The organism is Actinomadura chokoriensis (assembly GCF_041463665.1).
In the GTDB taxonomy this organism is placed as follows: domain Bacteria; phylum Actinomycetota; class Actinomycetes; order Streptosporangiales; family Streptosporangiaceae; genus Spirillospora; species Spirillospora chokoriensis_A.
On record NZ_JAXCEJ010000012.1, the window covers coordinates 29183 to 54157 of the forward strand.

General features: G+C 71.5%; 25 protein-coding genes. 15 read left to right on the forward strand and 10 right to left on the reverse strand.

Translation table 11 applies throughout. The annotated features are described in order from the left end of the window. Positions 1-16: 16 nt before the first annotated feature. Positions 17-1234 carry a PucR family transcriptional regulator gene (locus tag SM418_RS19440; protein ID WP_371942624.1) on the reverse strand — a complete coding sequence of 406 codons (1218 nt, stop codon included), beginning with the start codon at positions 1232-1234 and terminating at the stop codon, positions 17-19. Positions 1235-1392: 158 nt separating this feature from the next. Then, positions 1393-2004, reverse strand: coding sequence for a TetR/AcrR family transcriptional regulator (locus SM418_RS19445; protein WP_371942623.1), 612 nt, complete (start codon positions 2002-2004; stop codon positions 1393-1395). 221 nt (positions 2005-2225) lie between these two features. On the opposite strand from SM418_RS19445, the gene SM418_RS19450 reads away from it, so the two are divergent. Beyond that, entirely contained in the window at positions 2226-3389 is a 1164-nt protein-coding gene (locus SM418_RS19450; protein WP_371942622.1) for a cytochrome P450, read from the forward strand. Between the two features lie 23 nt (positions 3390-3412). On the opposite strand, the gene SM418_RS19455 is transcribed toward SM418_RS19450, so the two are convergent. From SM418_RS19455 to SM418_RS19465, 3 genes are all read right to left on the reverse strand, one after another. Further along, entirely contained in the window at positions 3413-4933 is a 1521-nt protein-coding gene (locus SM418_RS19455; protein ID WP_371942621.1) for a HEAT repeat domain-containing protein, read from the reverse strand. Between the two features lie 116 nt (positions 4934-5049). Further along, on the reverse strand, positions 5050-6114 hold the full coding sequence (locus SM418_RS19460) for a hypothetical protein (RefSeq protein ID WP_371942620.1): 1065 nt from the start codon (positions 6112-6114) through the stop codon (positions 5050-5052). A gap of 218 nt (positions 6115-6332) precedes the next feature. Continuing rightward, complete coding sequence (locus tag SM418_RS19465) at positions 6333-6806, reverse strand: carboxymuconolactone decarboxylase family protein (protein WP_371942619.1); 474 nt, start codon at positions 6804-6806, stop codon at positions 6333-6335. 192 nt (positions 6807-6998) lie between these two features. Here SM418_RS19465 and SM418_RS19470 point away from each other — a divergent pair, with 192 nt between their 5' ends. Beyond that, a complete protein-coding gene (locus SM418_RS19470) occupies positions 6999-7931 on the forward strand; it encodes an NAD-dependent epimerase/dehydratase family protein (RefSeq protein WP_371942618.1) in 933 nt (310 codons plus the stop codon). Positions 7932-8037: 106 nt separating this feature from the next. On the opposite strand, the gene SM418_RS19475 is transcribed toward SM418_RS19470, so the two are convergent. Then, complete coding sequence (locus SM418_RS19475) at positions 8038-8223, reverse strand: DUF397 domain-containing protein (RefSeq protein WP_371942617.1); 186 nt, start codon at positions 8221-8223, stop codon at positions 8038-8040. Further along, positions 8214-9017, reverse strand: a complete 804-nt coding sequence (locus tag SM418_RS19480) for a helix-turn-helix domain-containing protein (RefSeq protein WP_371942616.1) — start codon at positions 9015-9017, stop codon at positions 8214-8216. The genes SM418_RS19475 and SM418_RS19480 overlap by 10 nt, the downstream gene beginning before the upstream one ends. A gap of 207 nt (positions 9018-9224) precedes the next feature. Here SM418_RS19480 and SM418_RS19485 point away from each other — a divergent pair, with 207 nt between their 5' ends. Together SM418_RS19485 and SM418_RS19490 are read left to right on the forward strand one after the other, a co-directional pair. Beyond that, entirely contained in the window at positions 9225-9623 is a 399-nt protein-coding gene (locus SM418_RS19485; RefSeq protein WP_371942615.1) for an ATP-binding protein, read from the forward strand. Then, positions 9602-9979 (forward strand): hypothetical protein, encoded by a 378-nt coding sequence (locus SM418_RS19490; RefSeq protein WP_371942614.1) that lies wholly within the window; start codon positions 9602-9604, stop codon positions 9977-9979. The genes SM418_RS19485 and SM418_RS19490 overlap by 22 nt, the downstream gene beginning before the upstream one ends. 125 nt (positions 9980-10104) lie before the next feature. Here the strand turns inward: SM418_RS19490 and galE are convergent, their stop codons facing one another. After that, positions 10105-11109 carry a UDP-glucose 4-epimerase GalE gene (gene galE / locus SM418_RS19495; protein WP_371942613.1) on the reverse strand — a complete coding sequence of 335 codons (1005 nt, stop codon included), beginning with the start codon at positions 11107-11109 and terminating at the stop codon, positions 10105-10107. Between the two features lie 224 nt (positions 11110-11333). On the opposite strand from galE, the gene SM418_RS19500 reads away from it, so the two are divergent. The 9 genes from SM418_RS19500 to SM418_RS19540 all read left to right on the forward strand — a co-directional run bounded on the left by SM418_RS19500 (position 11334) and on the right by SM418_RS19540 (position 21343). After that, the gene (locus tag SM418_RS19500) at positions 11334-11987 is read left to right on the forward strand and encodes a response regulator (protein ID WP_371942612.1); all 654 of its coding nucleotides are present in this window, start codon (positions 11334-11336) and stop codon (positions 11985-11987) included. A gap of 111 nt (positions 11988-12098) precedes the next feature. Further along, on the forward strand, positions 12099-13505 hold the full coding sequence (locus tag SM418_RS19505; protein ID WP_371942611.1) for a YveK family protein: 1407 nt from the start codon (positions 12099-12101) through the stop codon (positions 13503-13505). Positions 13506-13524: 19 nt separating this feature from the next. Next, positions 13525-14670 (forward strand): DegT/DnrJ/EryC1/StrS family aminotransferase, encoded by a 1146-nt coding sequence (locus SM418_RS19510; RefSeq protein WP_371942610.1) that lies wholly within the window; start codon positions 13525-13527, stop codon positions 14668-14670. Between the two features lie 2 nt (positions 14671-14672). Next, positions 14673-15839, forward strand: coding sequence for an SDR family NAD(P)-dependent oxidoreductase (locus tag SM418_RS19515; RefSeq protein WP_371942609.1), 1167 nt, complete (start codon positions 14673-14675; stop codon positions 15837-15839). 6 nt (positions 15840-15845) lie between these two features. Further along, complete coding sequence (locus SM418_RS19520) at positions 15846-17066, forward strand: glycosyltransferase (protein ID WP_371942608.1); 1221 nt, start codon at positions 15846-15848, stop codon at positions 17064-17066. Next, positions 17063-18343 carry an O-antigen ligase family protein gene (locus SM418_RS19525; RefSeq protein ID WP_371942607.1) on the forward strand — a complete coding sequence of 427 codons (1281 nt, stop codon included), beginning with the start codon at positions 17063-17065 and terminating at the stop codon, positions 18341-18343. The genes SM418_RS19520 and SM418_RS19525 overlap by 4 nt, the downstream gene beginning before the upstream one ends. Then, positions 18340-19674, forward strand: a complete 1335-nt coding sequence (locus SM418_RS19530; protein WP_371942606.1) for a lipopolysaccharide biosynthesis protein — start codon at positions 18340-18342, stop codon at positions 19672-19674. The genes SM418_RS19525 and SM418_RS19530 overlap by 4 nt, the downstream gene beginning before the upstream one ends. A 2-nt stretch (positions 19675-19676) precedes the next feature. Then, a complete protein-coding gene (locus SM418_RS19535) occupies positions 19677-20396 on the forward strand; it encodes a sugar transferase (RefSeq protein WP_371942605.1) in 720 nt (239 codons plus the stop codon). 26 nt (positions 20397-20422) lie between these two features. Further along, on the forward strand, positions 20423-21343 hold the full coding sequence (locus SM418_RS19540; protein WP_371942604.1) for a hypothetical protein: 921 nt from the start codon (positions 20423-20425) through the stop codon (positions 21341-21343). Here the strand turns inward: SM418_RS19540 and SM418_RS19545 are convergent. Together SM418_RS19545 and SM418_RS19550 are read right to left on the reverse strand one after the other, a co-directional pair. Further along, positions 21340-21492, reverse strand: coding sequence for a hypothetical protein (locus SM418_RS19545; RefSeq protein WP_371942603.1), 153 nt, complete (start codon positions 21490-21492; stop codon positions 21340-21342). The genes SM418_RS19540 and SM418_RS19545 overlap by 4 nt on opposite strands. Before the next feature lie 123 nt (positions 21493-21615). Next, the gene (locus SM418_RS19550) at positions 21616-23181 is read right to left on the reverse strand and encodes a Rieske 2Fe-2S domain-containing protein (RefSeq protein WP_371942602.1); all 1566 of its coding nucleotides are present in this window, start codon (positions 23179-23181) and stop codon (positions 21616-21618) included. Positions 23182-23439: 258 nt separating this feature from the next. Here SM418_RS19550 and SM418_RS19555 point away from each other — a divergent pair, with 258 nt between their 5' ends. Both SM418_RS19555 and SM418_RS19560 read left to right on the forward strand, forming a co-directional pair. Continuing rightward, positions 23440-24264, forward strand: a complete 825-nt coding sequence (locus SM418_RS19555; protein ID WP_371942601.1) for a sensor histidine kinase — start codon at positions 23440-23442, stop codon at positions 24262-24264. Beyond that, on the forward strand, positions 24261-24908 hold the full coding sequence (locus SM418_RS19560; protein ID WP_371942600.1) for a response regulator: 648 nt from the start codon (positions 24261-24263) through the stop codon (positions 24906-24908). The genes SM418_RS19555 and SM418_RS19560 overlap by 4 nt, the downstream gene beginning before the upstream one ends. The last annotated feature ends 67 nt before the right edge of the window (positions 24909-24975 follow it).

A 24975-nucleotide genomic window follows, 5' to 3' on the forward strand; every position in this document is an offset into this window, starting at 1 on the left:
GCCAGTATCCTCCCAGTCAATCGATTGATTGAACGCCTGCGGGATCGGTGAGCCAGACGGTCAGCGCCATCTCCGTCTCCAGCCGCGCCTCCGGGTCGTACAACCGCTCGCCGAACAGCTCCTCCAGCTGGTGCAGCCGGTACCGGACGGTCTGCGGGTGCACGTGCAGCCGGTTCGCGACCTCGGTGGCGTTGAACCCGTTCTGCAGGCAGGACAGCAGCGTCCGCATCAGCCGCTCGCGATGCCGGGGCCGGACGCTCTTCAGCGGCGCGAGCCGCAGGTCGGCGACCGCCCGCACCAGTTCCTCGTCCTTGAACACGACGAGCGCCGGCATGTGGTCGGCGCAGCGGATCAGCCGGTCGGACGGCAGGACGCCGCGGCGCGCGAGCGGCAGCGCCTCGCGGGCCCAGCGCAGCGACTTGGCCGCGTCCTCGGTGCGGACCGTCGGGCCCAGCGCGGCGACCCAGTCGTGCAGCGCCGACTCCAGCATCCGGCCGCGCCCGGGGCCCTCCGGGTCGGGGACGAGCAGGCGGGGTTCGCGGCGGTTGACGTCGGCGAGCACGTCGGGCGGCAGGGACGGGTGCGAGGGCGGCTGCCGGCCCCGCTCGTGCAGGACGACCGCGGCGACCGTGCGGGGCACGCGCCACTGCGCGAGCCGGGCGAGGTCGGCGACGGCCTGCGCGGCGGCGGGCGGCTCGGCGAGCAGCAGGTCCAGCAGCCGGCGGCGGTGCTCCAACTCGCCGGCCTCCTGCGCGCGGGCCTCGGTGTAGCCCTCGGTGGCGGCGCGGGCGATCTCGTCCAGGAACGCGAAGATCGCCTCGGCGATGCCGGCGAGGGTTCGGCGGGAGATGTCGCACTGCTCGGACTCGGACGCGAGCCGCCGCCACGCGATCCGCGCGCCGAGCCGCAGCGAGGTCTGCAGGATGTCCAGGCTGCGGCCCTCGCGGGCCTCGGCCCGGCCGATCTCCCGGTAGAGGGCGGCGACCGGCTCCCACGGGCTGTCCGGGTCCGCGATCAGGTCGACGAACTGGTGGAGCGCGCCCTCGACGGCGAGCCGGACGAGCCGCGCGGACTCCTCGTCCTGCGGGCGGGCGGCCGCGGGGACGGCGGCGAGGATCTCCTCGATCATCTCCTCGGCGAGGGCGTCCAGATGGGGCCGGAACATACCGGACAGCTCGCTCGGCACACCGGTCCAGGGCTTCAGCGGCGAGCGCTCGCCAAGCGTCGTGGTCACGTTCGCACCTCCCGCCTGGGAAGCTACCGACGCGGGGGCGGGCGGGCTGCAACACCGGAGACGCATTGCGGTCACGCACTTATAAGTTGACTGACAACTCAGGCGCGCCGGGCCCACGCCCAGGTGAACACCGCGGCGGCCAACGTCAGCCGGGGGCGTCAGCCGGGAGTGGCGGCGGACAGCGCGCCGGCCAGCACCAGTCGGCCGCCCGTCCGGACCAAGGTGGCGACGTCCTCGACGGGCTGCCGCAGCGACGCGAGGCTGATCAGCCCGGCGAGCAGGATGTGCCCGAGGACGAGTTCGACGTCCTCCCGCTCGGGCACCGGGTCGCCGATCGCCGCCGAGAGCCGGTCGCGCAGGTACTGGAACAGCACGGTGCGGGCGTCGTCCACGCTGGAGTCGTCCGAGGTGACGGCCTGGATGATCGCGGACGTCAACGTGGGCTCCTGCGCCGCGACGTACACGATGCGTTCGAGCAGCGCGGTGAGCCGTTCGAGCTGGGTGTCGCCGACCGCGAGCGCGTCGATGTCGTCGGTGACGTGGTGCGCCCAGGCCGCCGCGACCTCGGTGAGCAGATGATCCTTGGTGGCGAAGTAGCGGTAGACGGTCGCGCGGGCGACGCCGGCCCGGTCCGCCACGTCGTGCATGGTGACGGCCGCGTAACCGCCCTCCAGCGCGAGCCCTCTCGCCGAGTCGATCAGCCGTTCCCGTCGCGCCTGCTGGTCCTTGCTCAGCGTCCGCGTCACGGTGAACCGCACATCGCCGCTCAAAACGCCTCCTCGCTGTGGCCGCCCCCCATTCTTCCGTACATTGCCCCCGAACGCGCGCACCCGGGGTCGCCTCCCCTTTACCGCCCGCGCGGCGCCGGTCACGATAGACCTAGCACTTGCTTGGGTGAGACGTTAGTCTAGATTTGCGTCTCCGATTGTCCGGGCGCTGCCGCACACCCCGCGAACCCCCTTGTCCGACGTGCTTTCCCGAGGAGCGAGCCATGGACATCGACCTTCTCGACGGCGAGATGTACGCCACCGACCCCTGGTCCGTCTACGCGCGGCTACGCGCCGAGGCCCCCGTCTACCACGACGAGGTGAACGGCCTGTGGGGCGTTTCCCGGCACGCCGACGTGTTCGCCGTCGAACGCAACCCCCGCGTCTGGACGAACTCCGGCGGGTATCGCCCGCAACTGCCCGCCGACCCGTCCATGATCGGGCAGGACGACCCGGAGCACGCGCACCGGCGCCGCATGGTCTACCAGCGCTTCACGCCGAGGGGCGTCTCCCGGTACGCCGACCGGATCCGCGCCACGGCCGTCGACTGCATCACCACGGCTCTGGAGGCGGGCACCGTCGACGCCGTCCCCGGTCTGGCCGCTCCCCTGCCCGCCCGGGTCATCGGCTGGCTGCTGGGCTTCCCCGAGGACGCGTGGCCGCAGCTCGTCCACTGGTCGGCGACGGCCGTCATCGCAGGTGGAGGCGAGCGCTACATCACCGACGACGCGACGATCGCCGCCGGGGAGTACGCGCTCGCCGTCCTGGAAACGGCCAAGGACCGGCGCGCCTGCCCCACCGACGACCTCCTGTCCATCTGGTCGAACACGGGACCCGGCCAGCCCGCCTATGACGACGAGCACCTCGCCCACGAGGCCCTCCTCCTGCTGGTCGGCGGCGCGGAAACAACGCGGACCGTGATAGCCACCGCGTTGGACGCCTTGATCCGGAACCCCGCCGAATGGCGGAAACTGCGCGACGACCCGTCCCTGATCCCGGACGCCGTCGAGGAATTCGTCCGCTGGACGACGCCGATCCTCAACATGTGCAGGGTCGCCGCGAGCGACGCCGAGATCGCGGGGGTGAAGATTCCGGCGGGCGAGCAGATCCTCCTCATGTACGGCTCCGCCAACCGCGACGAGTCGGTCTTCGCCGACCCGGACGTCTTCGACGTGACGCGCCGTCCGGGCGACCACATCGCGTTCGGGCTCGGCCCGCATTTCTGCCTGGGCGCCTCCCTGGCCCGCCTGGAACTCCAGATCTTCTTCGAGGAATTCATCGCCCGGGTGGCGGCTGCGGAATGGGCTGACGAGAAAGGCCCGCGAATCCTGCCCAACGCCTTCGTCCGAGGCGTGACCGAGTTCCCGGTGACCTTGACCCCGCGCTGATAACCGGCCGGTCGGCGGCGCATTCATGCACGAGGTCGGCGGTCGTCCTGGTCGAGGCGTGCGAGCGCTTTGGCCGTGTGGACGCGGACGTAGTGGGCCGGGTCGTCCTGTGCGCGTTCGAGGCGGGGGCGCAGCGCGTCCCGCTCGGCCTGCGTGAGCGCCTGCTCGCTGGTCAGGCGGTCGAAGGTCGCTGCCACACGCTCGCGCACGCGCCAATCGGGATCGTCCAGAAGCCGCAGCCTGCCCGCGAAGTCGATGTCGCCGAACCGCTCGGCGAGGTACAGCGCGGCGGAACGCACGAGCCCCTCGCGGTTTTCCAGCAGCGCCGGCAGCATCGGCCGCACTTCCGGGAAGTGATACAGCGCGTTCCCGTAGATGTGGGCGTTCTCCGCGTCACCGCAGAGCATGCGCACCAGCCGGTCGGCCGACCGGCGTGACAGCTCGCGTACCTCGTCCTCGGCGGGCGGGGACGCAACCCCGGTGACGCGTCCGGCGCGCCACCGTTCCAGCCGCTGGAGCAGGGAGTCGCCGGTTCGCCCGAAGAAGGCGCCCAGTCCGTCGACCGCGCCCAGGCGAACCGGCTCGGACGGGTCGTCGAGCAGGCCGAACAGCGTCTCCGCCACGGCGAGGCCGGGGGCCTCGCCCAGCGCCCGAGCGGCCGCACCGCGCAGCGCGGCATCCCGCCGTCCGGAGGCGAGCCGGCGCAGAAGCTCGACCGCCTCGGCCGTCCCGGCACTGCCCAGCGCCGCCGCCGCGTGGGGCCCGCAGTCGGCGTCGTCCAGCCAGGCGGAGGCCGGCCCCACGACCTCGGGGGCCCGATGCGCGGCCAGCGCGCGAAAAAGGATCGTGCGCGCCCACGGCTCCGTCTCGTCCTCCAGGGTGGCCAGCAGCGCCGGGACGACCCGCGGCTCGGGCTCCCACATCCGCCGCCATGCCTCCTCGCGCGCCGCGTCCCCGGCGCGAAAGCGCAGGCCGGGGACGCCGGCCTGCGGTACGCCCAGCATGTCCAGCGCGCGGCGGCGCATCTCGGCGGAACCGGTCCGCACCAGGTCGGCGAAGAGGGCGTCCGCCTCCGGCAGCAGCCGCAGCATGTCCCTCGCTCTCGCCCAGATCAGGACGTCGCGGTGGCCGAGCAACGGCATCAGTTCCTCGGCGGGTACCGGCACCTCGAACCGCAGCAGCCACTGGAGCACCACTGTCCGGTTCCGCAACTCGGCGTCCCCGACCCGCTGGAGGAACGCCGCGGTCAGCGCGGGCCCGGTCGCGCCCAGCCGGACCAACGTGTTGATCGCACGCCGCCGTACCTCGGCATCGGGGTCGGAGCACAACGCCACGAGCGGCTCGACCGGTACGGCCTCCCCCTGCCGTCCGAGCCCCAGGGCGGCCGCGGCCCGCACCTGCGGCGACGCGTCCGTGAGGAGAGCGGCCAACTCGGCGACATGCCCGGGAACCCTGCTGAGCCCCTTCGCCGCGGCGGCGCGACGCTCAGGGTCGGGCGAGTCCAACTCCCGCGCGAAGAAGGCGACCTGATGCCCCGCGATCATGACCACCCCCGCAGCCGGTCCACGCTGAAGGGGACGCCTCACACGACCGATCCGATGACACCGGTGGTCGCATCACCCGATGTCGGGCCGGCCTGTGGCCGACTCCCGACGCGGGATCACCGGTGGCCGTGGCGACCGAATCTGTCGCGTGCCTCCCAGAAGAAGGCGATGGCGCTGAGTGCCGTGCCCATGATGCCGGAGGTGGTGACGAGCCGTCCCGCGCCCCCGGAGGGGAGGAACAGACCGGCCGCGGTCATGGTGAGGCAGCCCAGAATCGTCGCGGACGCGTACCTGGTGATCATCGTTACCCGCCGCCGGAAACTCCAGTCCGGCAGGGCGGTCTGCGCGAGCGACCGTGGCCGGTACCGCTGCAGGTAGGCCGACAGCGCCCGGCAGGCCAGTGCCGTGTAGTACGCGGGGGCCTGCGGAGAGCCGTTGTAGAGGGGCTGCTCGGTGGGCCAGCTCCCGGTGCGCGTGATCTGCCGGGATATCAGCCAGCGCGCCGCGCCATCGAGGACCGGCAACAGCTCCGGATCGGCGCTGAGCACGTCGGACCGCGCGCAGTTCAATACGAAATAGCTCGTCTCGGCCACCGAACCGTTGAGGTGGTAGCAGCCGTTGCTCTCCCGGAGGGAACGGGCGACCTTCTCCAGATCCAGCGACGCCCCCTCGACGGCGCCGACCCGCTCCAGGGCGACATAAGCCCATATCCCTGGAGTGATGTCGACTTCCCCCATCGCCAGCAGATCCCGCAACTGGTCGACATATCGCTCGTCGCGGTCGGCCCCCTGATCCAGGTTGGCCAGGCAATCGAGAAGGAAGGCGGGGTAGTTGAGCCGCCGGTCCAGCCGTACGCCGTCCTCGATCGCCGTTCGGAGGACTCTGAGGTCGTGCTCGATCAGCGACTCGGGGACACCGGAACGGTAGAGCTCCGACAGGGGACCGAGCCGCCAGAAGTAGTGGCTGGTCCCGGCGGCCACTTCCGGACGCATGAGCCACGCGACGGCGCGCCGGACCACGTTGTGATCGGTCTCGAAACCGCAGGCGACGAAGGCCCGCACCGCGTGCGCCGTGGCGGACAGGCGGGAAAGGCCCTCGGAGTCCGACCAGTGGCCGTCCCGTTCCTGATCACGTTCGAGCCATAGCAGCCCGCGCCTTATCGCCGACGCCACCTCGTCCATGGGTCTCCAAAGCCAGTCCGTCCCCGCCGGAGAAAGGACAAGCTTATCGAGAACCGTGATGCGCGCCCGGTCGATCGAACTTTTATCCTACCCTTTTCGCTTCACAATCTCCGGGATTATATAGGACATATTCGACATAAACGAAATAGCCTGTATTGCCCCGGGGCCGCCGCACGCCGTCGGGGACGTCGTCCAGGCGCGGCCCCGGGGCGCCCCCGCTATCCGAACTGGCCGGGCTGGTAATCGCCAGCGGGTTGCTGGGTCATGACGTTCGCACGGTTGAAGGCGTTCATGACGGCGATGCCGCACACCAGTGCGGCGAGCTGCTCCTCGTCGTAGTGCTTGGCGGCGTTCGCCCACACCTCGTCGGGGACGCCGCCGGCCGCGTCGGCGATGCGGGTTCCCTCCTCCGCCAGTTCCAGGGCGGCGCGCTCGGCCTCGGTGAAGACCGTGGCCTCCCGCCAGGCCGCGACCAGGTTGAGGCGGGTGGCGGTCTCCCCGGCGTGCGCGGCCTCCTTGGTGTGCATGTCGACGCAGAAGGCGCAGCCGTTGATCTGGCTGACGCGGAGCCTCACGAGTTCCTGCGTCGCGAGCGGCAGCAACGAGTCCGGGACGGCGTTGCCCGCCGCGACGAGATGCTTCAGCACCTTGCCCATGACCGGGCTTGCGAAGAGGTTCATCCGCGCTTCCATCGTGCTCTCCTCACCGTTGTTGGCAGTTACACCCCTGATGACTGGACGGCACCGCGGACTGTGACATCGCTGGAATGTGACCCGCGCCTCGTCCCGCACGGCGCGCGCACCCCGTTGCCTGCCGTGTCACAGACGCCCCGGCCGTTTCGTCCCATCCCGTAGAGGCAGACCCTGACCAGGAAGGTGATGGACATGCGAGTATTCGTGGCAGGTGGGACAGGTGTCCTGGGGCAGCGGCTGGTGCCGCAACTGGTGAAGCGCGGCCACCAGGTGACGGCCACGGCGACGAGCGCGGCCAAGCTCGGCCTTGCGGAGAAGCTGGGGGCCGAGGGCGTCGTGATGGACGGCCTCGACGCGGCGTCGGTCGGCGAAGCGGTGGCCGCCGCCCGGCCGGACGTGATCGTCCACCAGATGACCGCGATCTCGGTGGCGCATGCAGGCAAGGCCGATATGAAGCACATGGACCGGTGGTTCGCCGGTACCAATCGGTTGCGTATCGAGGGCACGGACAACTTGCTGTCCGCCGCCGAGGCGACCGGCGTCCCGCATTTCGTCGCGCAGAGCTACGGCGCGTGGAACGGCATCCGGGAGGGCGACTGGGTGAAGACCGAGGAGGACCCGGTCGACCCGATGACGGGGACGCCGGCGGAGCCCGGCATGAAGGCGATCCGTCATGTCGAGGACTCGGTCGTCAGGACCGGTGGCGCGGTCCTGCGCTATGGCTGGTTCTACGGGCCGGGCGCCAACGATGCCCTGGTCGAACCCGTGCGCAAGCGGCAGTTCCCCGTCGTCGGCGGCGGTCCCGGCTACTGCTCGTGGGTGCACCTGGACGACGCGGCGAGCGCCACCGTCCTCGCCATCGAGCAGAAGGCCCGCGGCGTGTTCAACATCGTCGACGACGAACCGGCCCCCGCCGCCGAGTGGCTGCCCTACCTCGCCGAGTGCGCGGGGGCGAAGCGTCCGATGCGGGTCCCCACCTGGCTGGCCCGGCCGCTGGCCGGGGACGCGGCGGTGATGATGATGACCGAGGGACGCGGCTTCTCCAACGCCAAGGCCAAGCGCGAACTCGGCTGGGAACTGCGCCACCCCTCCTGGCGCCAAGGCTTCAGAGAGGAATTGGCATAAGCGAGCACTCCGCGCGCTCGGCCACCTCAACGAGCGCGCGGGGCCGCCTCAAGGTCGCCGTATTCCACGAAGATGCGTCGCGGACGGCGACCCTCTTCACAGGAAGCTAAGAGTGCTTGAGAACGCCGACAAAGCGCCGAAACTCACTGGGGCCGATGATGAGCTTGGGGCCATCGGGATCCTTGCTGTCACGGAACGCCACCGCCTGGGAAGTCCCGGCAATCTCGACACAGTTGTCACCCTCGGCCGTGCTTCGTGAAGCCTTGCGCCACACTGCGTTACTCAGGTCCATTTTTCGTCAATCACCCTTCTGATCAGGGCTCGGGTGTCCCTCACATTGAGCGCTTCCGCCTGAAGAGTAGCGAACCTCTCGTGCAGGTTGGCAAGATCGTCCGGGTCTGCGCTGGTCACCCCTCCTGTCCCAGTTACGAGGTATGCGGCGTCGCTGCGGTCTGCCTGGGTGGCGATGGCGAAGGCGGCTCGCGCATCCTCTACGTAGATGGTTGGAAGCACCTGAAGCCGGATACCGGGCCGCTCAGACAACTCCAGCAGATACTCAAGTTGTTCACGCATGACCTCTCGCGTTCCGACCTGCCGATGGACGATACTCTCCTCAAGGACTACGAATATCCTCGGAGCAGGGGCGCTCATGACCTGCCTCTGTCTGTTAATCCGCGTATTGAGAATATCTGGATCTTTAATGAGTACTTTGGCGTACGCCTCTGTCTGGAACAAGCCGTTGACGATGTGCGTCTCGTAGACGCGGATCAGGGCGGCCGTCGACTCGGCCTTTGGAAAATTGACGAAGTAGGCGGCGTACTTGACAGACTTGATCGATTCCAGGAGCTTGTTCCACGCCGTGATGATCTCGCCGTCGGCACGCAGCGCATCGTCAAGACGCTTGGCAAAGTCCAATCGGCATCGAGTCTTGCCGAGTTCGACGTGGCCGATGTAAGCGCGAGAGACGTTCACCACGGCGGCCAGTTCGACCTGCTTGAGTCCGGCCGCCTCACGCAACCTCCTCACTACGGCACCGAACGACCGCAGCTCCGGAGTGCGCCTGCGGTTCTCGATGGTTGAGGCCATGACGATCTCCTCTTCGCAAGGAGGCAACCCGAGGGCTAACGAATGCAACCCGCTTGTGGGTGTTCTCGAAGTCTCCTGAGAGCGTACGTCGCCGTATGGCCTGATGGTGTTCGTTCGATAACACAGGGTGATAGCGGCGGGTTCTCCCAGTTTGGAAGGTTGGCCCCGTTCGAGATCAGCCTCCGTCCAGGCTGGAGGGGCTCTCCAATGCCAGCAGTCATGCTCGCGCCCGAGGTGGCGCCGCTCGTCCTCGATCCGTCCGACGAGGCGCCCGCGAAAGCGCGCCGCTACCTCAGCGACCGGTTCCGCGAACTCGGGCACGCCGACGACTTCGTCGGCCGACTCGTGGTCACCGAGCTGGTGACCAACAGCTACAAGCACGTCGGGGTCGGGCACATCATCGTCCGCGTCTTCCCGGACGTCCGCGAACCGCTCACCGTCATAGAGGTCTGGGATGAGAGCACCGCCCTCCCCGTCGTCCAGAGCGAGGAAGGCGACGCCGAAAGCGGGCGCGGCCTGCTGCTGATATCCGAACTCGTCCACGACTGGGGCGTCCGCCCTCTCAATGAGGAAGGCAAGATCACATGGGCCCGCTGCACCCGCTGACCTTTCAAGCGGGCCGCCACCTGCTGCGGTGGCGGACCCGCCTGGGCCGCACCACGGCAATCCGCAACCTCGACCTACTCGCCGTCGCCGTCCACTCCAAGGGCTACCGGCACGTCAAGCTCTACCAAGCCGACGAGTTCCCCACCCGCCCGCCGGTCCTGTGGGTCTTCGCGTTCAGCCCCGACGACCACGTCCGCGTCGCGGTGAACGTCCACGCCACACCCGGCGGCGGCTGGGCCTACTACGAGGCCGGGCGCGGACGGCACGGCCACCTCTCCCCGTGCGGCGGCATCGAGCACGCCGCCGAGCAGGTGGACGCGCTCCTCAAGCACCGCATGTTCCCGTCCACCTGGTAGCAGGTCGTCTGGGCGCTGATGCCTTGCTTCGTTCCTGCGTTGAGTTGCGGCATGTCGTTGTTATGAAGCGCTTCATAACAACGACATGCCGCAGGTCAACGCGAGCGGAGGCGAAGCTGGAGGGGTCAGGCGACGTCCAGGTCGCGGCGGCGTTCGGCCCATTGGAGGGAGTGGCGAATGGCGTCTTCGATGGTGTATTCGGGCTTCCAGGCGAGGAGGTCCCAGGCCTTGGCCGGGTCCACGTAGGCGCCGACCACGTCGCCGGGGCGGGCCGGGGCGTCCTCGGCGCGGAAGGCGTCGCCGACGACCTCGCGGAAGGCTTCGACCAGTTCGCGGACGGTGGTGCCGTCGCCCGTGCCGAGGTTGATGACCTCGTATCGGGGGTGGTCGCCGGCGGGCGGGACGATGGAGTCGAAGCGGGTGGCGGCCTCGTAGAAGGCCCGGGCGATGTCCCAGACGTGGATGTAGTCGCGGATCGCGGTGCCGTCGCGGGTCTCCCAGTCCACACCGGTGATCTTGAAGGGGACGCCGAGGGTATAGCACTCGATCATCTTGCCGAGAGCGTGGGTCGGTTTGCTGTTCTGCAGGCCGGTGCGCAGGCGCGGGTCGGCGCCGATCGGGTTCAGGTAGCGCAGGGAGATGACGCGGAGGTCGTAGGCCCGGCAGAAGTCCTGGAGCAGCAGCTCCGCCATCATCTTCGAGCGGGTGTAGGGGTTCTGCGGTTCGAGGAAGGACGTCTCGGAGACCGACAGGTCGGGTTCGGGACGATACATCCCGGCGGTGGACGCGAAGATCATCCGGTCGCAGCCGTTGCGCACGAGATGGCCGGCGAGGTCGAGGGTCCTGGAGAGGTTGACGCGGTAGTAGCGCAGCGGGTCCGTCATGGAGTCGGGCACCACGATCAGCGCGGCGCAGTGGACGGTCGCGATGATGTCGGGGTGGTCGCGGAAGATCTCGTCGACCAGGTCGCCGTCGCCGATGTCGCCCTGGTAGAAGATCTTGCCGGCGGCGAACTCGGACCTGCCCGTGACCAGGCTGTCGAGCACGACGGGCGTGACGCCGCGCTCGGCGAAGGCGGAGGCGATCGTGCTGCCGATGAACCCGGCGCCTCCGGTGATCAGCACTTTCATTGGCATCCCCTGCAGGCCAGTGCGTCCCCTTGAATGACACGCACAGGATCCGCAGGCGGTCGCGGACGGTCAATGTCCCGCACGCAAGGTGACCGGGTCCGGACGCGGGTGAACCGGCCGCCCCCGGGTGACGTCCGCGCCCGCGACCTCCGCGCGCGGGACGTCCGGAACGAGTACAGCGTTTGCAGGATCCGCCGGGCGCGCGGAGCCGTCATGGTCGGTGGATGGAACCGATCCGCGTCCTCATCGTGGACGATCACGCGCTGTTCGCCGAGGCTCTCGCGGCCCGGCTGGGACGCGAACCCGATCTGGTGATCCTGCCGATCGCCGCCGACGTGCGGCGCGCACTCGCGCTGGCCGCCACCGAGCGCCCCCGGGTGCTCGTCCTCGACATGACGCTCGGCGCCGAGAACGGGCTGGACGTCCTGGACCGGATCCGCGAGGAGCATCCGGACGTCCGCGTCGTCGTGCTGACCGCGATGAGCGACCTGGACGCGATGGTGCGGGCCGTCCGGCGGGGCGCGGTGGGGTGGCTGGAGAAGACCGAGAGCGCCGAGCTGGTCGCGCGGGTGATCCGGTCGGCGGCGCGGCAGGGCGGGTGGATCCCGCCGGACGCGCTGGGCGAGGTGCTGCGCAGGCTGACGCGGGACGGCGGGGAGCCGAGCGGGGCGCTGCTGGCGGAGCTGACGCCGCGGGAGCGCGAGGTCCTGCAGTGCATGGTGGACGGCCTCGGCCGCGCGGAGATCGCCGAGCGGCTGGGGCTGTCGGCGAACACCGTCCGCACGCACACGCAGAACCTGCTGGCGAAGCTCGGGCTGCACTCGGCGCTGGAGGCGATCACGCTCGCGATGCGCGCCGGCATGCGGCCCGGCGGCTGACCGTCCCGCGCGGCGCCCCCTGCAAACGGCGTAGTCCGGGGTCGTCTTTTGGGCGATTGCTCCGCTGAAGCCCCTTCTTACGCTCGCCGTGACGAAGCCGGAGGGAAGATCGTGGAGATCGACGAGGTCGCGGCGCGGGTGGTTCGCAGCTACTGGGCGCTTCTGCTGGTCATGACGGTGGTCCCGCTGGTGCTCGTGGGCCTGGTGATGAGCGGGCAGGAGCCGCCCGCGGTCGCGAAGTCGCGGCTGCAGGCCAGCAGCCGGGCCACCGACGCGGCGCCCGGGGACGCGGGCGTGTCCATCGTGGTCAGCCAGGTGAAGGCGTTCGCGACCAGCGAGAACCTGCTGAACGGGGTGCTGCGCAAGCAGGGGCTGGACCGCCGGGCGGCGAAGGTGGCGAAGGCGATCGAGGTGACCGGGCTCGGGACGTCCACGATCGTCGAGCTGTCGGTGAAGGACGCCGACCCGCAGGTGGCGCGGCGCCTCGCGGACGCGGTCGGCGCCGCGGTCGTCCACGAGATCAACGCGTCCAACCAGGGCTCGATCAAGCAGCAGATGGACGGGATCGACAAGCGCGTCCGGGAGCTGGAGCGCAGGCTCGGGCCGCTGTCGCGGCGGGCGGGCGCGCAGCCGAACCCCGACATCGGCGCGGCGAACGAGCGGGAGCGGGTGCAGGCGGAGCTGACCGACCTGCGGTCGAACCGCTCGGACCTGCAGACGCAGCTCTCCACGGCGGGGACGGCGTCGGTGGTGCAGCCGGCGGTGCTGGCTCCGCGGACGAACCCGGTGGTCATGATGGCGTCGATCGCGGGCCTGGTCGGGCTGATCGGCGGGATCCTGATCGCGGTGGTGACGGAGATGGTCCGTCCCACCATCCCGGGGCAGCGCCGGGTCGCGCGGCGGCTCGGGGTGCCGCTGCTCGGCTGGGCCGACCGGGGGCCGGGGCAGCTCACCGACCTCGGGCGGCGGATCCGGCTCGCCGCGAAGAAGGAGGGCGTCGGGCGGGTCGCGCTGGTCGGCGCACCGGGCCCGCTGCCGGCGGACCTGGTGTCGTCGGTCGCGTCCGCGGTGTACGGGGACGACACGAAGGTCGTCACGGCCAGGCCGGGACACAACGAGCCCCACACGGACGAGCCCCGCGAGGACGAGCCCCGCGAGGACGGCCCCGGCGACGGCGGCCCGTCGCCGAACGGCGGCGGCCCGTCGTCCAACAGCAGCGGCCCGCACGGGAAGAAGAGCACGTCGGTGGTCCGCGCCGGGGGCGGCACCACCGTGCTGACGAAGAAGTCCGAGGTGTCCCCCTCGGAGATCACCCAGCCGGTCCCGGTGCGCCGGCTCTGCCATGTGCACGCGTTCGAGGACATCGATCCGGGTTCGGACGAGGAGGTCGGCGTGGTCGTGCTGGTCGGTCCGGTGACGCGGGTGGCGGGGCTGGAGACGGTCCGCGATCTGGTCGCCGCGTCCGGCTGGCCGCTGCTCGGCGTCGTCGCCGCGTCCCGGAAGATCTCCAGGTCCTGAGAGAGCAGGGGGTAGCCAGATGAGTTCGTCCGTTCCGTTCGCGATTCCGTCGGTGTCGGATGAGGTGTCCGACGCGGTCGTCAAGGTGCTCGACTCGGGCTGGATCACGACGGGGCCGCAGACGGCCGCGTTCGAGCAGGATTTCGCCGACTACCTGGGCGCCGCGCACGTCGTCGCGGTGGCCTCGTGCACGACCGCGCTGGAGCTGTGCCTGCGCGCGCTCGACCTGCCGCCCGGTTCGGCGGTGCTGACGCCGACCCTGACGTTCTGCGGCGCGATCAACGCGATCCTGCACGCGGGGCACGTCCCGGTGCTGGTCGACATCGACGAGGACACGCTCGTGCCGAGCCCCGGGACGGTCAGGGCGGCGGCGCGCCGGACGACCCCCGCGGCGATGATCGTCCAGAACCAGGGCGGTTACCCGGTGGACGTGGCGGCGCTCGCCGACGCGGCGGGCCTCGACCGGACGAGGGTCGTCGAGGACGCGGCGCACGGCCCCGGCGCGGCGCGCGACGGCAGGAAGGTCGGCTCGGAGTCGTTCGCGGCGTGCTTCTCCTTCTACGCGACGAAGAACCTGCCGATCGGCGAGGGCGGCGCGGTGGCCTCCAGCGACCAGGAGTTCGCCGACCGGATCCGCGCGATGCGGATGCACGGGATGAGCAAGGATTCCTGGAAGCGCTACCTGCCGGGCGGCAGCTGGCGGTACGACGTGAAGACGGTCGGGCTGAAGGCCAACATGACCGACGTGCAGGCGGCGATCGGGCGGGCGCAGCTCGCGGCGCTGCCGGGCTGGCAGGAGCGGCGCGCCGAGATCGTCGCCCGCTACGACGAGGCGCTGCGCGACCTGCCCGGTCTCGTCCTCCCCCAGCGGAGCCTGGACGGGATCCAGCACGCCTGGCACCTCTACCAGGTCCGCGTCCAGGACCGGGACGCGATCAGCGCCGAGCTGGAGGCGGCCGGCGTCGCGACGTCCGTGCACTTCATCCCGGCGAACCAGATGACGGCGTACCAGGAGATCCTGGGTGCGCGGGAGTGCGCGCAGGTGCCGGTGACCGACCGGGTCGGCGAGGAGCTGCTGTCGCTGCCGCTGTATCCGGGGCTGACGGACGACGGCCTGGAGCGCGTCGTGTCCGCACTCGCCGGGGCCCTGCGGACCCGGGGCTGACCGTGCGAAGGTTCCTGCCGCGCCGCAGTACCGGGGCCCCCGCGCCGGTCCCGGTCAGCCCGCTCGCCCTGCTGATGGGGCGCGACGAGGTGGTCATGGCGCGGCATCGCGGGCGGCGGCTCGTCCGCGGCCGGCGGGTGCTGGTCACCGGGGCGTGCGGGACGGTCGGGCGGGCGCTGTGCCAGCAGGTCCGGCGGCTGGAACCGGCCGCGCTGTGCCTGCTCGACCGCGACGGCGGCGGCCTGGCGAACCTCGGCCACGATCTGGAGGGCGTCGCGCTCGCCGAGGCGGACGTGCGCGACGAGCAGCGGGTCGACCGGGTCATCAGGGAGGCCCGGCCCGACCTGCTGTTCCACACCGCCGGACGCAACGAGCTGGCGGAGGTCGAGCGGGACCCGTGCCGGGGCGTCGCGCACAACGTCCTCGGCACCCGGCACGTGATCGACGCGGCGGTGCGGCACGGGGTGGAGCGGCTCGTGTTCGTCTCGTCCGACAAGGCCGCCGACCCGACGTCGGTGTTCGGCGCGACGATGCGGCTCGGGGAGCTGCTGCTGCGGACGGCGACGCCCGGCCCGACGTGCTTCGCGGCCGTCCGCGTCGGCAACGTGATCGGCGAGGCGGGCCCGCTGCTGAGCCTGCTCGCGCACCGGATCTCCTCCGGCGAGGTCGTCACGATCACCCATCCCGAGGTGGCCCGCCACTTCATGACGGTGGCGGAGGCGGCCGGCCTGCTGATCGAGGCGGCGGCGATGGCGGAGGAGGCGGAGACGTTCGTCCTCGACATGGGCCGCCCCGTCCCGGTCGTCGACCTCGTGCACCGGTACGCCGAGCAGCTGCGGCTGCCGGAGGTGACGATCCGGTTCAGCGGGCTCGGGTCAGGCGAGAAGCTCGCGGAGAAGGCGTTCGCCGACTCCGAGCGGCGGATCCGCACCGCGCACCCGAAGATCTGGGCGACCCGTCCCGCCGCGCCGCCCGCGGGGCTCCCCCAGCTGCTGGACGAGCTGGAGTCGGCGGCCGGGGCGCGCGACGACGACGCGGTGCGGCTGCTGCTGCGCCGGCTGCTCCCCGAGTACCACCCGGTCCGGCGCCCGGAGCCCGTCGAGGCCCCGCCGCCCGGCCCGGCCTGCCTCTGCGGCGCGGGGTGCAGCCCCGACCCGCCCGGCCTGTGAGGTGTCATGACCAGCACGAGGAAGCTCAGAGTCGCCACGGTGATCACCCGCTTCAACGGCGGGGCCGGCCAGGTCGCGCTGAACGGCGCGCTGGCCCTCCCGGACGGCGACTACGAGCGCGCGATCGTCACCGGCGGCGTCGGCATGGACAGCACGGCAGCGTCCACGGGAAACAGCGTCCTCTACGGGGGCGATGCCGTCGCCAACGCCGCCGCCGGTGACCTCACTCCCGCCGCGCACGCCGCCGGGATGGAGATCGTCCAGGTGGGGCCGCTGGTGCCGCAGATCTCGCCGCGCGACGACCTGGCCGCGCTGCGCACGCTGACCCGGGTGCTGGCGGAGGGACGGTACGACGTCGTCCACACGCACAGCGCGAAGGGCGGCGTGATCGGACGGGTCGCGGCCGCCCGCGCGGGCGTGCCGCGCATCGTGCACACCTGGCACGGGTTCCCGTTCAACGAGTTCCAGTCGTGGCCGCGGCGACGCCTCTATATAAGGCTCGAACGGATCGCGGCCAAGCGCACCGACGCGTTCCTCGCGATCGGGTCGGAAACGGTCACGACGGCGCTGCGGCTCGGGTTGACGACGCCGGAGCGGGTGCGGCTGTCGTGGCCGGCCGTGGACGTGGACGCCTACGCCGCCGCGCCCGGCACCCGCGCGCAGGCCCGCCGCCGCCTCGACCTGCCGCTCGGCGTGAAGGTCGTCGGGTCGATCGGGCGGCTGACGTTCCAGAAGGGCCCGGAGATCTTCGCCCGCGCGATCGCGCGGCTGCCGGACGACGTGTTCGGGCTGTGGGTCGGCGGCGGCCCGATGGCGGACGAGCTGGAGGCGCTCACCGCGGGGCTCGGCATCGTGGAGCGGATGCGCTGGCTCGGGCACCGCGACGACGTCGCCGACGTGCTGCCCGCGTTCGACGTGATGGCGATGGCGAGCCGGTGGGAGGGGCTCCCGTGCGTGCTGGTCGAGGCGATCGGGGCGGGGATCCCGCTGGTCGCGACGGCCGTCCCGTCCAACCAGGATCTCGTCCTCGCGGGCGAGACGGGCATGCTCGTGCGGCCGGAGGACCCGGCGGGGCTCGCCGGCGCGGTGTCGGCGCTGCTGGACGACCCGTCCGCCGCGACGCGGATGGCCGAGCGCGCCCGCGCCCGCGTCGGCGAATGGTTCTCGCCGGCGCACCTCGGGACCGTCCTCGACGAGACCTACCGAGGGAGTTCCACGCGCCCATGACCGCGACGATCGAGGCCCCGCCCGCGCCGGCGCCCCTGAAGAGGGGGACGCGGCTGCCGCCGGTGATGCTCGTCGCGGGCATCGCCTCGCTGCCGTTGCTGATGCCGGCCGGGCTGCCGCCGGGGCCGGGCAACACCGGGCTGCCCGACCTCGCGCTCGTCGGCGTCACCGCGACGATGCTGCTGTGGGCGGGCACGCGGCGGCTGCCGATCCGGTGGCCGTTCCTCATCCCGACCCTGATGACGATCATCGCGGGCGGCATCGCGGCCATCGTCAACGAGGCGGGCGCGCTCACCCTCGTCAAGGACCTGTTCGTGCTGCTGTGGGCGGTCAGCCTCGCCAACTTCGGGCGCGACCCGTCCCTGCTGCGGGTGGCGCTGCGCGCCTTCGTCTGGGTCGGCACGTGCTACGCCCTCGTCATGATCGTCGGTTTCGTGCTCGGGATCGAGGCGCTGTCGGGCAAGCAGATCGACGGCGAGCGCGCGATGTTCACGTTCGGCGACGCGAACTACGCGTCCAACTGGTTCATCTGCATCTTCTTCATCGCGCGCGCGAGCCGCTTCCCGGAGACCGCAGGGAAGCGGTGGACGGTCTGCGGGGTCCTGCTCACCGCCGAGATCCTGACCGGCTCGAACGGCGGGCTGCTCGCATTGTGCGTCGCGCTCCTGCTCGGCTACCTGTTCCGGCTGTTCCGCGAGGGCAAGGCGCACCACGCCGTCGCGGTCGGCGCGCTGGCGGTGTTCGTGGGCGGGGGCGGCGTCGCGCTCGTCTCGGCGGTGAACGTCCAGCCGTTCCTGGACCGGGCGAGCCAGGCGTCCCCGATCCTGCGCGACTCCATCGGGCGGACGACCGGGGAGAGCACCAACTCGCGCAGCACCGTCCTCGCCACCACCCTCCAGATGATCGACGACCAGACGCATCCGTGGGGCATCGGGCCCGGCCAGACCGAGAAGCAGATGCTGGTGCGGCAGGAGACGTACGTGCGGGAGGCGCACAACGACTACGTCGCCGCCGTCCTGGAACGCGGCTTCCTCGGGGGCGCCGCGCTCATCACGCTGGTGTTCGTCCTGCTGCTGAGCTGCGTGCGGATCGCCCGCCGCGGCGCGCTGACCGGCGAGTACGCGCGGCTCGTCCCCCGCCCCGAACTGTTCGGCGCGCTCGTCGCCGTCTTCCTCGTCTCCGGCCTGTTCTACGAGACCCTCCACTACCGCCACGGCTGGGCGTTCTTCGGGCTCATCGCCGCCCTCGATCTGTTCGGAAGGAGGCGGGCGGCATGACCGACACGCAGTCTCCGGCCGTCGTCGCGCCCGCGCGGGAGTCCCGGCTCCGGCGGCGGCTGCTCGCGCTCGTCGCCGGGAACATGGCGGGACGGATCGGCGCGCTCGCCTCCCTCGGCGTCGCCACGATCCTCGTCGCGCGGATCGGCGGGCCGAAGCTCGTCGGCGCGTTCACGCTCGTCCGGATCCTGCCGGGGCTGCTGTGCCAGCTGTCGAGCGCCGGGCTGCCGGGCGCGGCGCCGTTCTTCCTCGCGCGCTCCGACTACGACCAGAGCCGGGTGCGGCCCACCCTGGCGTGGCTGACCGTGATCGGCGCGACGATCTCCGGGATCGGGTGGCTCGCGCTCAGCCCGCTCATCTTCCTGGTGTTCTTCAAGTCGTTCGGGCTCTGGGTCACGATCGCCGCCGCCGCGCCGTCCTTCACGCAGGGCTTCGTGTCGGTCGGCAAGGGCCTCCTCCAGGGGACCGACGACCAGCCCGGAGCGAGCCTCGCCATCGCCGTCGAGGAGTTCGTGTTCCTGCCGATCTACCTGGTGATCCTCACCGGCTGGTACGGGCCCGGCGCGCTGATCACCGGGCTGGTGCTCGCCGACGTCGCCGCCGCCGCGTGGATCGCCCGGCGGCTCGCGCGGCGCGGGTTCTTCGCCGGGTGGGGACGCGCCGACCGGCGGCTCGGCCGCTCCATCGCCGGGTACGGGTTCCGCGGCTACCTCGGGCAGCTCATCGACCTGCTGCAGCTCCGCTTCGACATGGCGCTGCTCGGCGCGCTCGCCGGCCCGAAGGTCCTCGGCGTCTACACGGTCGCCAGCAAGTTCGCCGAGTTGGTGCAGCTGCCGGGGCTCGCCGTCAACTACGTCCTCTACCCCGACTTCGCGAAGGAGGACCGGGAGACCGCGACGAGACGGACGTCCCGCCTGATCCTGCCCGCGCTGGGGGTATCGGCGCTGGCCGCGCTGCCGCTCGCGCTCATCGCCGGGACCGCGCTGCCGTGGATCTTCGGGGACGTGTTCGACGACGCGGTCGCGCCCACCTACATCCGGCTCGCCGGCGTCGTCACGTTCGGCGTGACCGGGCTCGTCATGGCCTGCCTGTACGGGGTCGGACGGCCCGGCGCCGCGTCCACCGGGCAGGGCATCGGGCTCGTGGTCGTCGTCGTCCTCGGCGCGATCCTGATCCCCGCGCACGGCGCGGTCGGCGCCGCCGTCGCCACGTCCGTCTCCTTCGTCGCCACCACGGCCGCGCTGCTGGTCTGGTTCCAGCACGTCAAGAACTCCACGCCCGGAGCTCCCGCACCCGAACGCAGAGCCCCCGCACCCGAACAGAAGGGGTGACCATGTCCGAGCTCGCAAGCCGTCCCGTCGACCCGTCCGACGGCGTCGGCCCCTCCGGGCCGCGCCGCGTGCTGGACGTCGTGGGCGCGGTCACCGGGCTGCTGCTCCTCAGCGTCCCGCTGCTGCTCATCTACGCGCTGGTGCGGATGTCCAGCCCCGGGCCGGGCGTGTTCCGGCAGACGCGGGTCGGGCAGGGCGGCCGGCCGTTCACCATGTACAAGTTCCGGACGATGCGGCAGGGCGTCGGCGGCCTCACCGTCACAGCCAACTGCGACCCGCGCCTCACCAGGGTCGGCAAGCTCCTGCGGCAGTGGTCGCTGGACGAGCTGCCGCAGCTGGTCAACGTACTGCGCGGCCAGATGACGCTCGTGGGGCCGCGCCCGGAGACCTACGACCTCGCCGTCCACTACGACGCGAAGTGCCGGTGGATCTTCGACCACCGGCCCGGACTGACGGGCGTCTCGGAGGTCCGGTTCCGCGACTTCGACGTGCTCGGGCCGGGCGAGGAGGTCGACCTCGTCAACTACATCGAGCGGATCGTCCCGGCGCGGGTCGCGGTGGACGCCGTCTACCTGCGCGAACCGTCCATGCGCGCCACGTTCGGCGCGCTGTGGGACACGGTCAAGCACATCCTCGGCATCCCGATCCCGCCGCTGCGGCTGGACGTCGCCGGAGCCGACAAGCCCGTCCGCCCCGCGGAGGAGCCCGGCTCCGCCGCCTGACACGCCGCCGCCTCGGGGAGCAGCGCATGGACATCCGGGACACCCGCGTCAAGCTCTCGGCCGTCGCCGCCGCGGTCGTCCTGGTGGCCGGGTTCCTCTTCTACGTGCAGCACAGGACGTCCCGCTACGAACCCTACGAGGGCCCGCTCGCCTCGCCGGGATCGCCCGCCGCGCAACCCCACCGGACGCGCCGCATCGCGCTGAACACCCAGCCCGCCGACTACCCGCGGCTGCGAGCGCTCGGCTACGACCTGGTGGACGTCAAGGCGGACGCCTCGCTCGTCGCCGGCGTCCCCGCCGGGATGCAGGCGATGCTGTGGGTCGGCAACTTCACCTGCGACGACTTCGAACTCGACTGGGACGCGTTCAGGCAGGCCGTCCAGCGGTTCGGGCGCGACCGCAGGGTTTACGGCTGGTACCTGTCGGACGAGCCGAACCCCGGCGACTGCCCCGGCGTCGCGGGCGAGATCCGCCGCCGCGCCGAGTACATCAGGGCCAACGCGCCGGACCAGATCTCGTTCATCTCGCTGACCGACTGGCCGATGAGGCCCCTCGCCCCGAAACGCGTCGGCGTCGACCTGGTCGGCCTCGACCCGTACCCGTGCAAGGGCTCGTCCACGACGCGCGAGCACTGCGACATCGGGGCGATCGACCGGATGGTCCGGATGGCCGACGCCGCCGGCATCCCCCGCACCAAGGTCGCGCCCGTCCTGCAGACGTTCGGGCAGAGCTGCTCCAGCGGCGACCGGAAGTACTGGCTGCCGACGCAGGACCAGTTCCGCAGGATCCTCGCCCGCTGGGACCGGCTGGCGCCCCGCCCGCCCCTGGAGATCTCCTACTCCTGGGGCCGCCAGGACCGGTGGGCCTGCCCCACCCTGTCCGACGCGACCGGCGGCGACCACCCCGACCTGCAGAGCCTCATGCGAGCCCGCAACACGGCGAGCTAGCTTCCGCCCGGATCTTCGGCGACGGCCGGATGCTGCGAGGCGGTCGGCACCGGGAAGTCCAGGGACCCGACCTTCAGGGCCAGGACCTCCATCACTCCGACGAGCAGAACGAACGCGACGGCCAGCAGGCCGAGCTTCTTGCGGTCCAAGCCCCGCACCCCTTCAAACCCCCAGAAACGCAGGTCGAACCTAACACAAGATGATCTACCGCCCGGACGGTACGCGGGGTCACGCCGGACGCGCGGCCCAGGGGGTCGCCCCCCTGGGCCGGCTCAGCTCACCCTCTTGCTGGTCAGGTTGGCGGCCCGGGCGTTCAGGCATTCGCCGGTGGCGAGGTCGAAGGCGAAGTTGTGGGCGAGGCAGTGGATCCGCCCGTCGCTCACGACGGCGCCGACGGAGAGGTCCTCGCCGGCGTGCGGGCAGTAGCGGGGGATGTCGTAGCGGTCTCCGTCGCAGCCGACGGTGATGCGCTCGGACTCGTCCCGTCCGGTCTCGTAGACCTCGACGGCCCGCAGGGCGGGCGCGTTGGCGTGCTTGAGCAGGCCCACCAGGTGGTCGTTGTAGACGTCGGGGTCGCGGTAGAGGCCGAGGCGGAACGAGATGAGGAGGTCCTCCCAGGCCATCCGGCCGGTGAGGACGCCGTCCAGCCAGCGTCCCGCGGTGGAGATCCGGTAGTGCGGGCGGACGCCCGGGGACGCCTCCGACACCGCGAGGCCGTCCGGGGAGAAGTCGACGTCCCAGACGCCGCCGTTCGGCCCGGTGATCTCGAACCGGACGATCATCGCGATCCGCCGGAGGAAGTAGTCGCTGAGGCCGCCGAGGAAGGTGAAGTGGGCCTTGAAGCGGTCGAACAGGTCGGGCCCCGGCTCCGGGTACTCCGCCATGACGCCCGCGATGGCGGACGCGCGGTCGGCGGCGTAGCGCTTGAGGTAGGTCTCGCGGCCGGCGTCGGCGAAGGAGAACCGCGCCGAGACCGGGTCGCGGGTGACCTCGCCGGTGTCGAGGTCGACGGCGTCGCCGGGTTTGAAGTAGTCCCAGCGCTGCGCCGGCAGGTGCTCGCGCAGCCACTCGGTGGCGACCTCCGGGTCGCAGAACGCGCCGTCCGCCTGGGCGAGCACCCAGTTGAGGTGGTCGACCTCGGCGTCCAGGAAGCACGGCGGCCCCGCGAACGGGACGGCCAGCTCCGGCTCGGTCTGCCGGACGAGCCGCTGCGTCGCGCGGAGCTTGGAGATCCGCTTGGCCATGGAGACCTCGGCCATCTCCGCGTCCGGGTACTGGTAGCAGATCGGGTGCCAGGACGCCCCGGACGCCTGCAGGGCCATCAGGTCGAGCCGGCCGCCCGCGAGGTGCTTGGCGCGGCGGGCCTGCGCGGCGGTGAGCCGGGCGTCGTTGCAATGCAGGATCCCGCGGCCGTCGGCGACGATGAGAAAGGCGGCATCGTGGCACATCGGCGACAGTTCCGGAATCACCGTGATCCAGGACCCGCGATTGTCAAGGGGGAATTTCTCCCACGGCTCGATCTCGATTACCTGGCGGCCACCCGCGGCGGCCGTGATGCGTTCCCGGAAGGCGGGTCCGGGATAACACGGAATGAGGATTCGGGTCCGCGCCGGAAGGCGCTCGATGACCCACGGATCGAAATGATCTAGATGCTCGTGCGAGACGGCGACCCAGTCCGCGTCGAGCACCGGGGCGAGATCCAGATGATCGTTTCTCGGATACTGGTGCCAGGCTCCGAGAAAGGCCCCCGCTGGAGCGAGCCACGGGTCCGCGAGCAGGTGGAACGCCGCGGCGTCCACCGCCACCCCCGCATGTCCGAGAAATGTGACCTTCGGCATGAGCAGACTGTCTCTCCGGACGCCCGCGGACACACCCGCCGGAATGCGCAAAGCGGCTACGCCACCGGCATGAAAGAAATGCCGGCGGCAGAACTGACAATCCTGACTGAGACGCTCCGACAAAGCACAGAGTTTACGGCCGCCTTCTTCATGTCCACTTCTGGACAGGCACGGGTCTGTTGCGGTCAATTGACTGGACATGTGCCGCGCGCACGGGCGACCGTCGATGTGGTGCTGGAATAGCGGACGGGGGTCTTCATGGACAACGGGCAGGCTCGGTCCTCGCCGGCGGACGCCGCGCGCGTGGGGACGCTCGCGGGCGCGCGGGACGGCGGCCGCGCGGCCGAGCGGGAGCTGCCGGCGGCGTCCGGGCGCGGCGAGCAGGTGCTGTGGCGGCGCCGGCTCCGCCACGACATCCGGCACGAACTCGGCACGATCATCATGCTGGCCTCGGCCGTCGTCGTCGCCGAGGACGTCGGCGACACCAGCCGGGCCCGCATCGACCAGCTGCTCGGCGAGACCAGGTGGCTCGACCACCTGCTGCGCCGGCTCGACGAGGACGACGGCGACGGCCGCCCCCTGCCCGGCCCGGAGCGGCTCCGGGTGGACGACCTGACCGCCGAGGTCGTCACCGGCATGCGGCTCGCCACCCCGCACGAGGTGTGCTTCACCGGCCGCGAGGCGTGGGCCCACATGGACCCGGTCGCGCTGTGGCGCGCGGTCCGCAACGTCCTGGACAACGCGTGCCGCGTCGCGGAGGGCCGGGTGGACGTGCGCGTCGAGGCCGACCAGGGCTGGATCGTCATCCAGGTCGACGACGACGGCCCGGGATTCGGCGCCGACCGGGGCGGGCGGTCCGGCCGTCCGGCGCGCGGGCACGCCCGGCCCGGTCTCGCGTCGCTGGGGCTCGGCATCGTCCACGACCTCATCTCCGGATACGGCGGCAGCCTGGAGATCCGCACCTGCGAGATGGGCGGGGCGCGGGTCCGGATGCTGCTGCCGGCGGCGCCGCCGCCGGACACCGGCCCGCCCGGGGGCGTCCGCGCCGACGCGGGCGCCGACGACTGGCGGCCCCATCCATGAGAATGGTCATCTGCGACGACCACGCGGTCTTCGCCGACTCGCTGTCGCTGGTCCTCACGGACGCCGGGCACAGCGTCGTGGGGGTGGTCTACTCCCCCGCCGAGGCGCTGCCGGTGCTGCACGCCAGGCAGCCCGACGCCTGCCTGATCGACCTCCAGTTCCCGTCCGGCACCGCGCTCGACTGGATGCCGCGGTTGCGCGCCGCGTCGCCGCACACGAAGTTCGTCGTGCTGACCGGTTTCCTGGAGCAGCCGGTCCTCGACGCGGGCGTCGCGGCGGGCGTGCGGGGGTTCGCGCACAAGGGCCAGCAGGCCGGCGACGTCCTCAGCGTGCTGCGCCGCGTCGCGGACGGCGAGGTCGTCGTCGACCAGGCGGCGCTGCGCGGCGGAGCCCGGCCGCGCAGCCGCGCGCAGAAGGTCGCGCGGTTCCTCACGCCGCGCGAGCGGGAGGTGCTGACGCGGCTGGCGCGCGGCGAGTCCACGCAGGCGCTGGCCAAGGCGATGGGGGTGACGCGCAGCACGGCGCGCAGCCATGTGCAGAGCGTGCTGTCCAAGCTGGGCGTGCACTCGCAGCGGGAGGCCGTGATCGAGGCGGCCCGGCACGGCCTGGTGAGCGTCGAGACCGGTGAGTGGCTGGCGGGCTGACGAGCGATACGTGTGCGGGACGGCCGAATCCGGCCTTCAGGGTTCGGCCGGGACGCGTTAGCGTCTG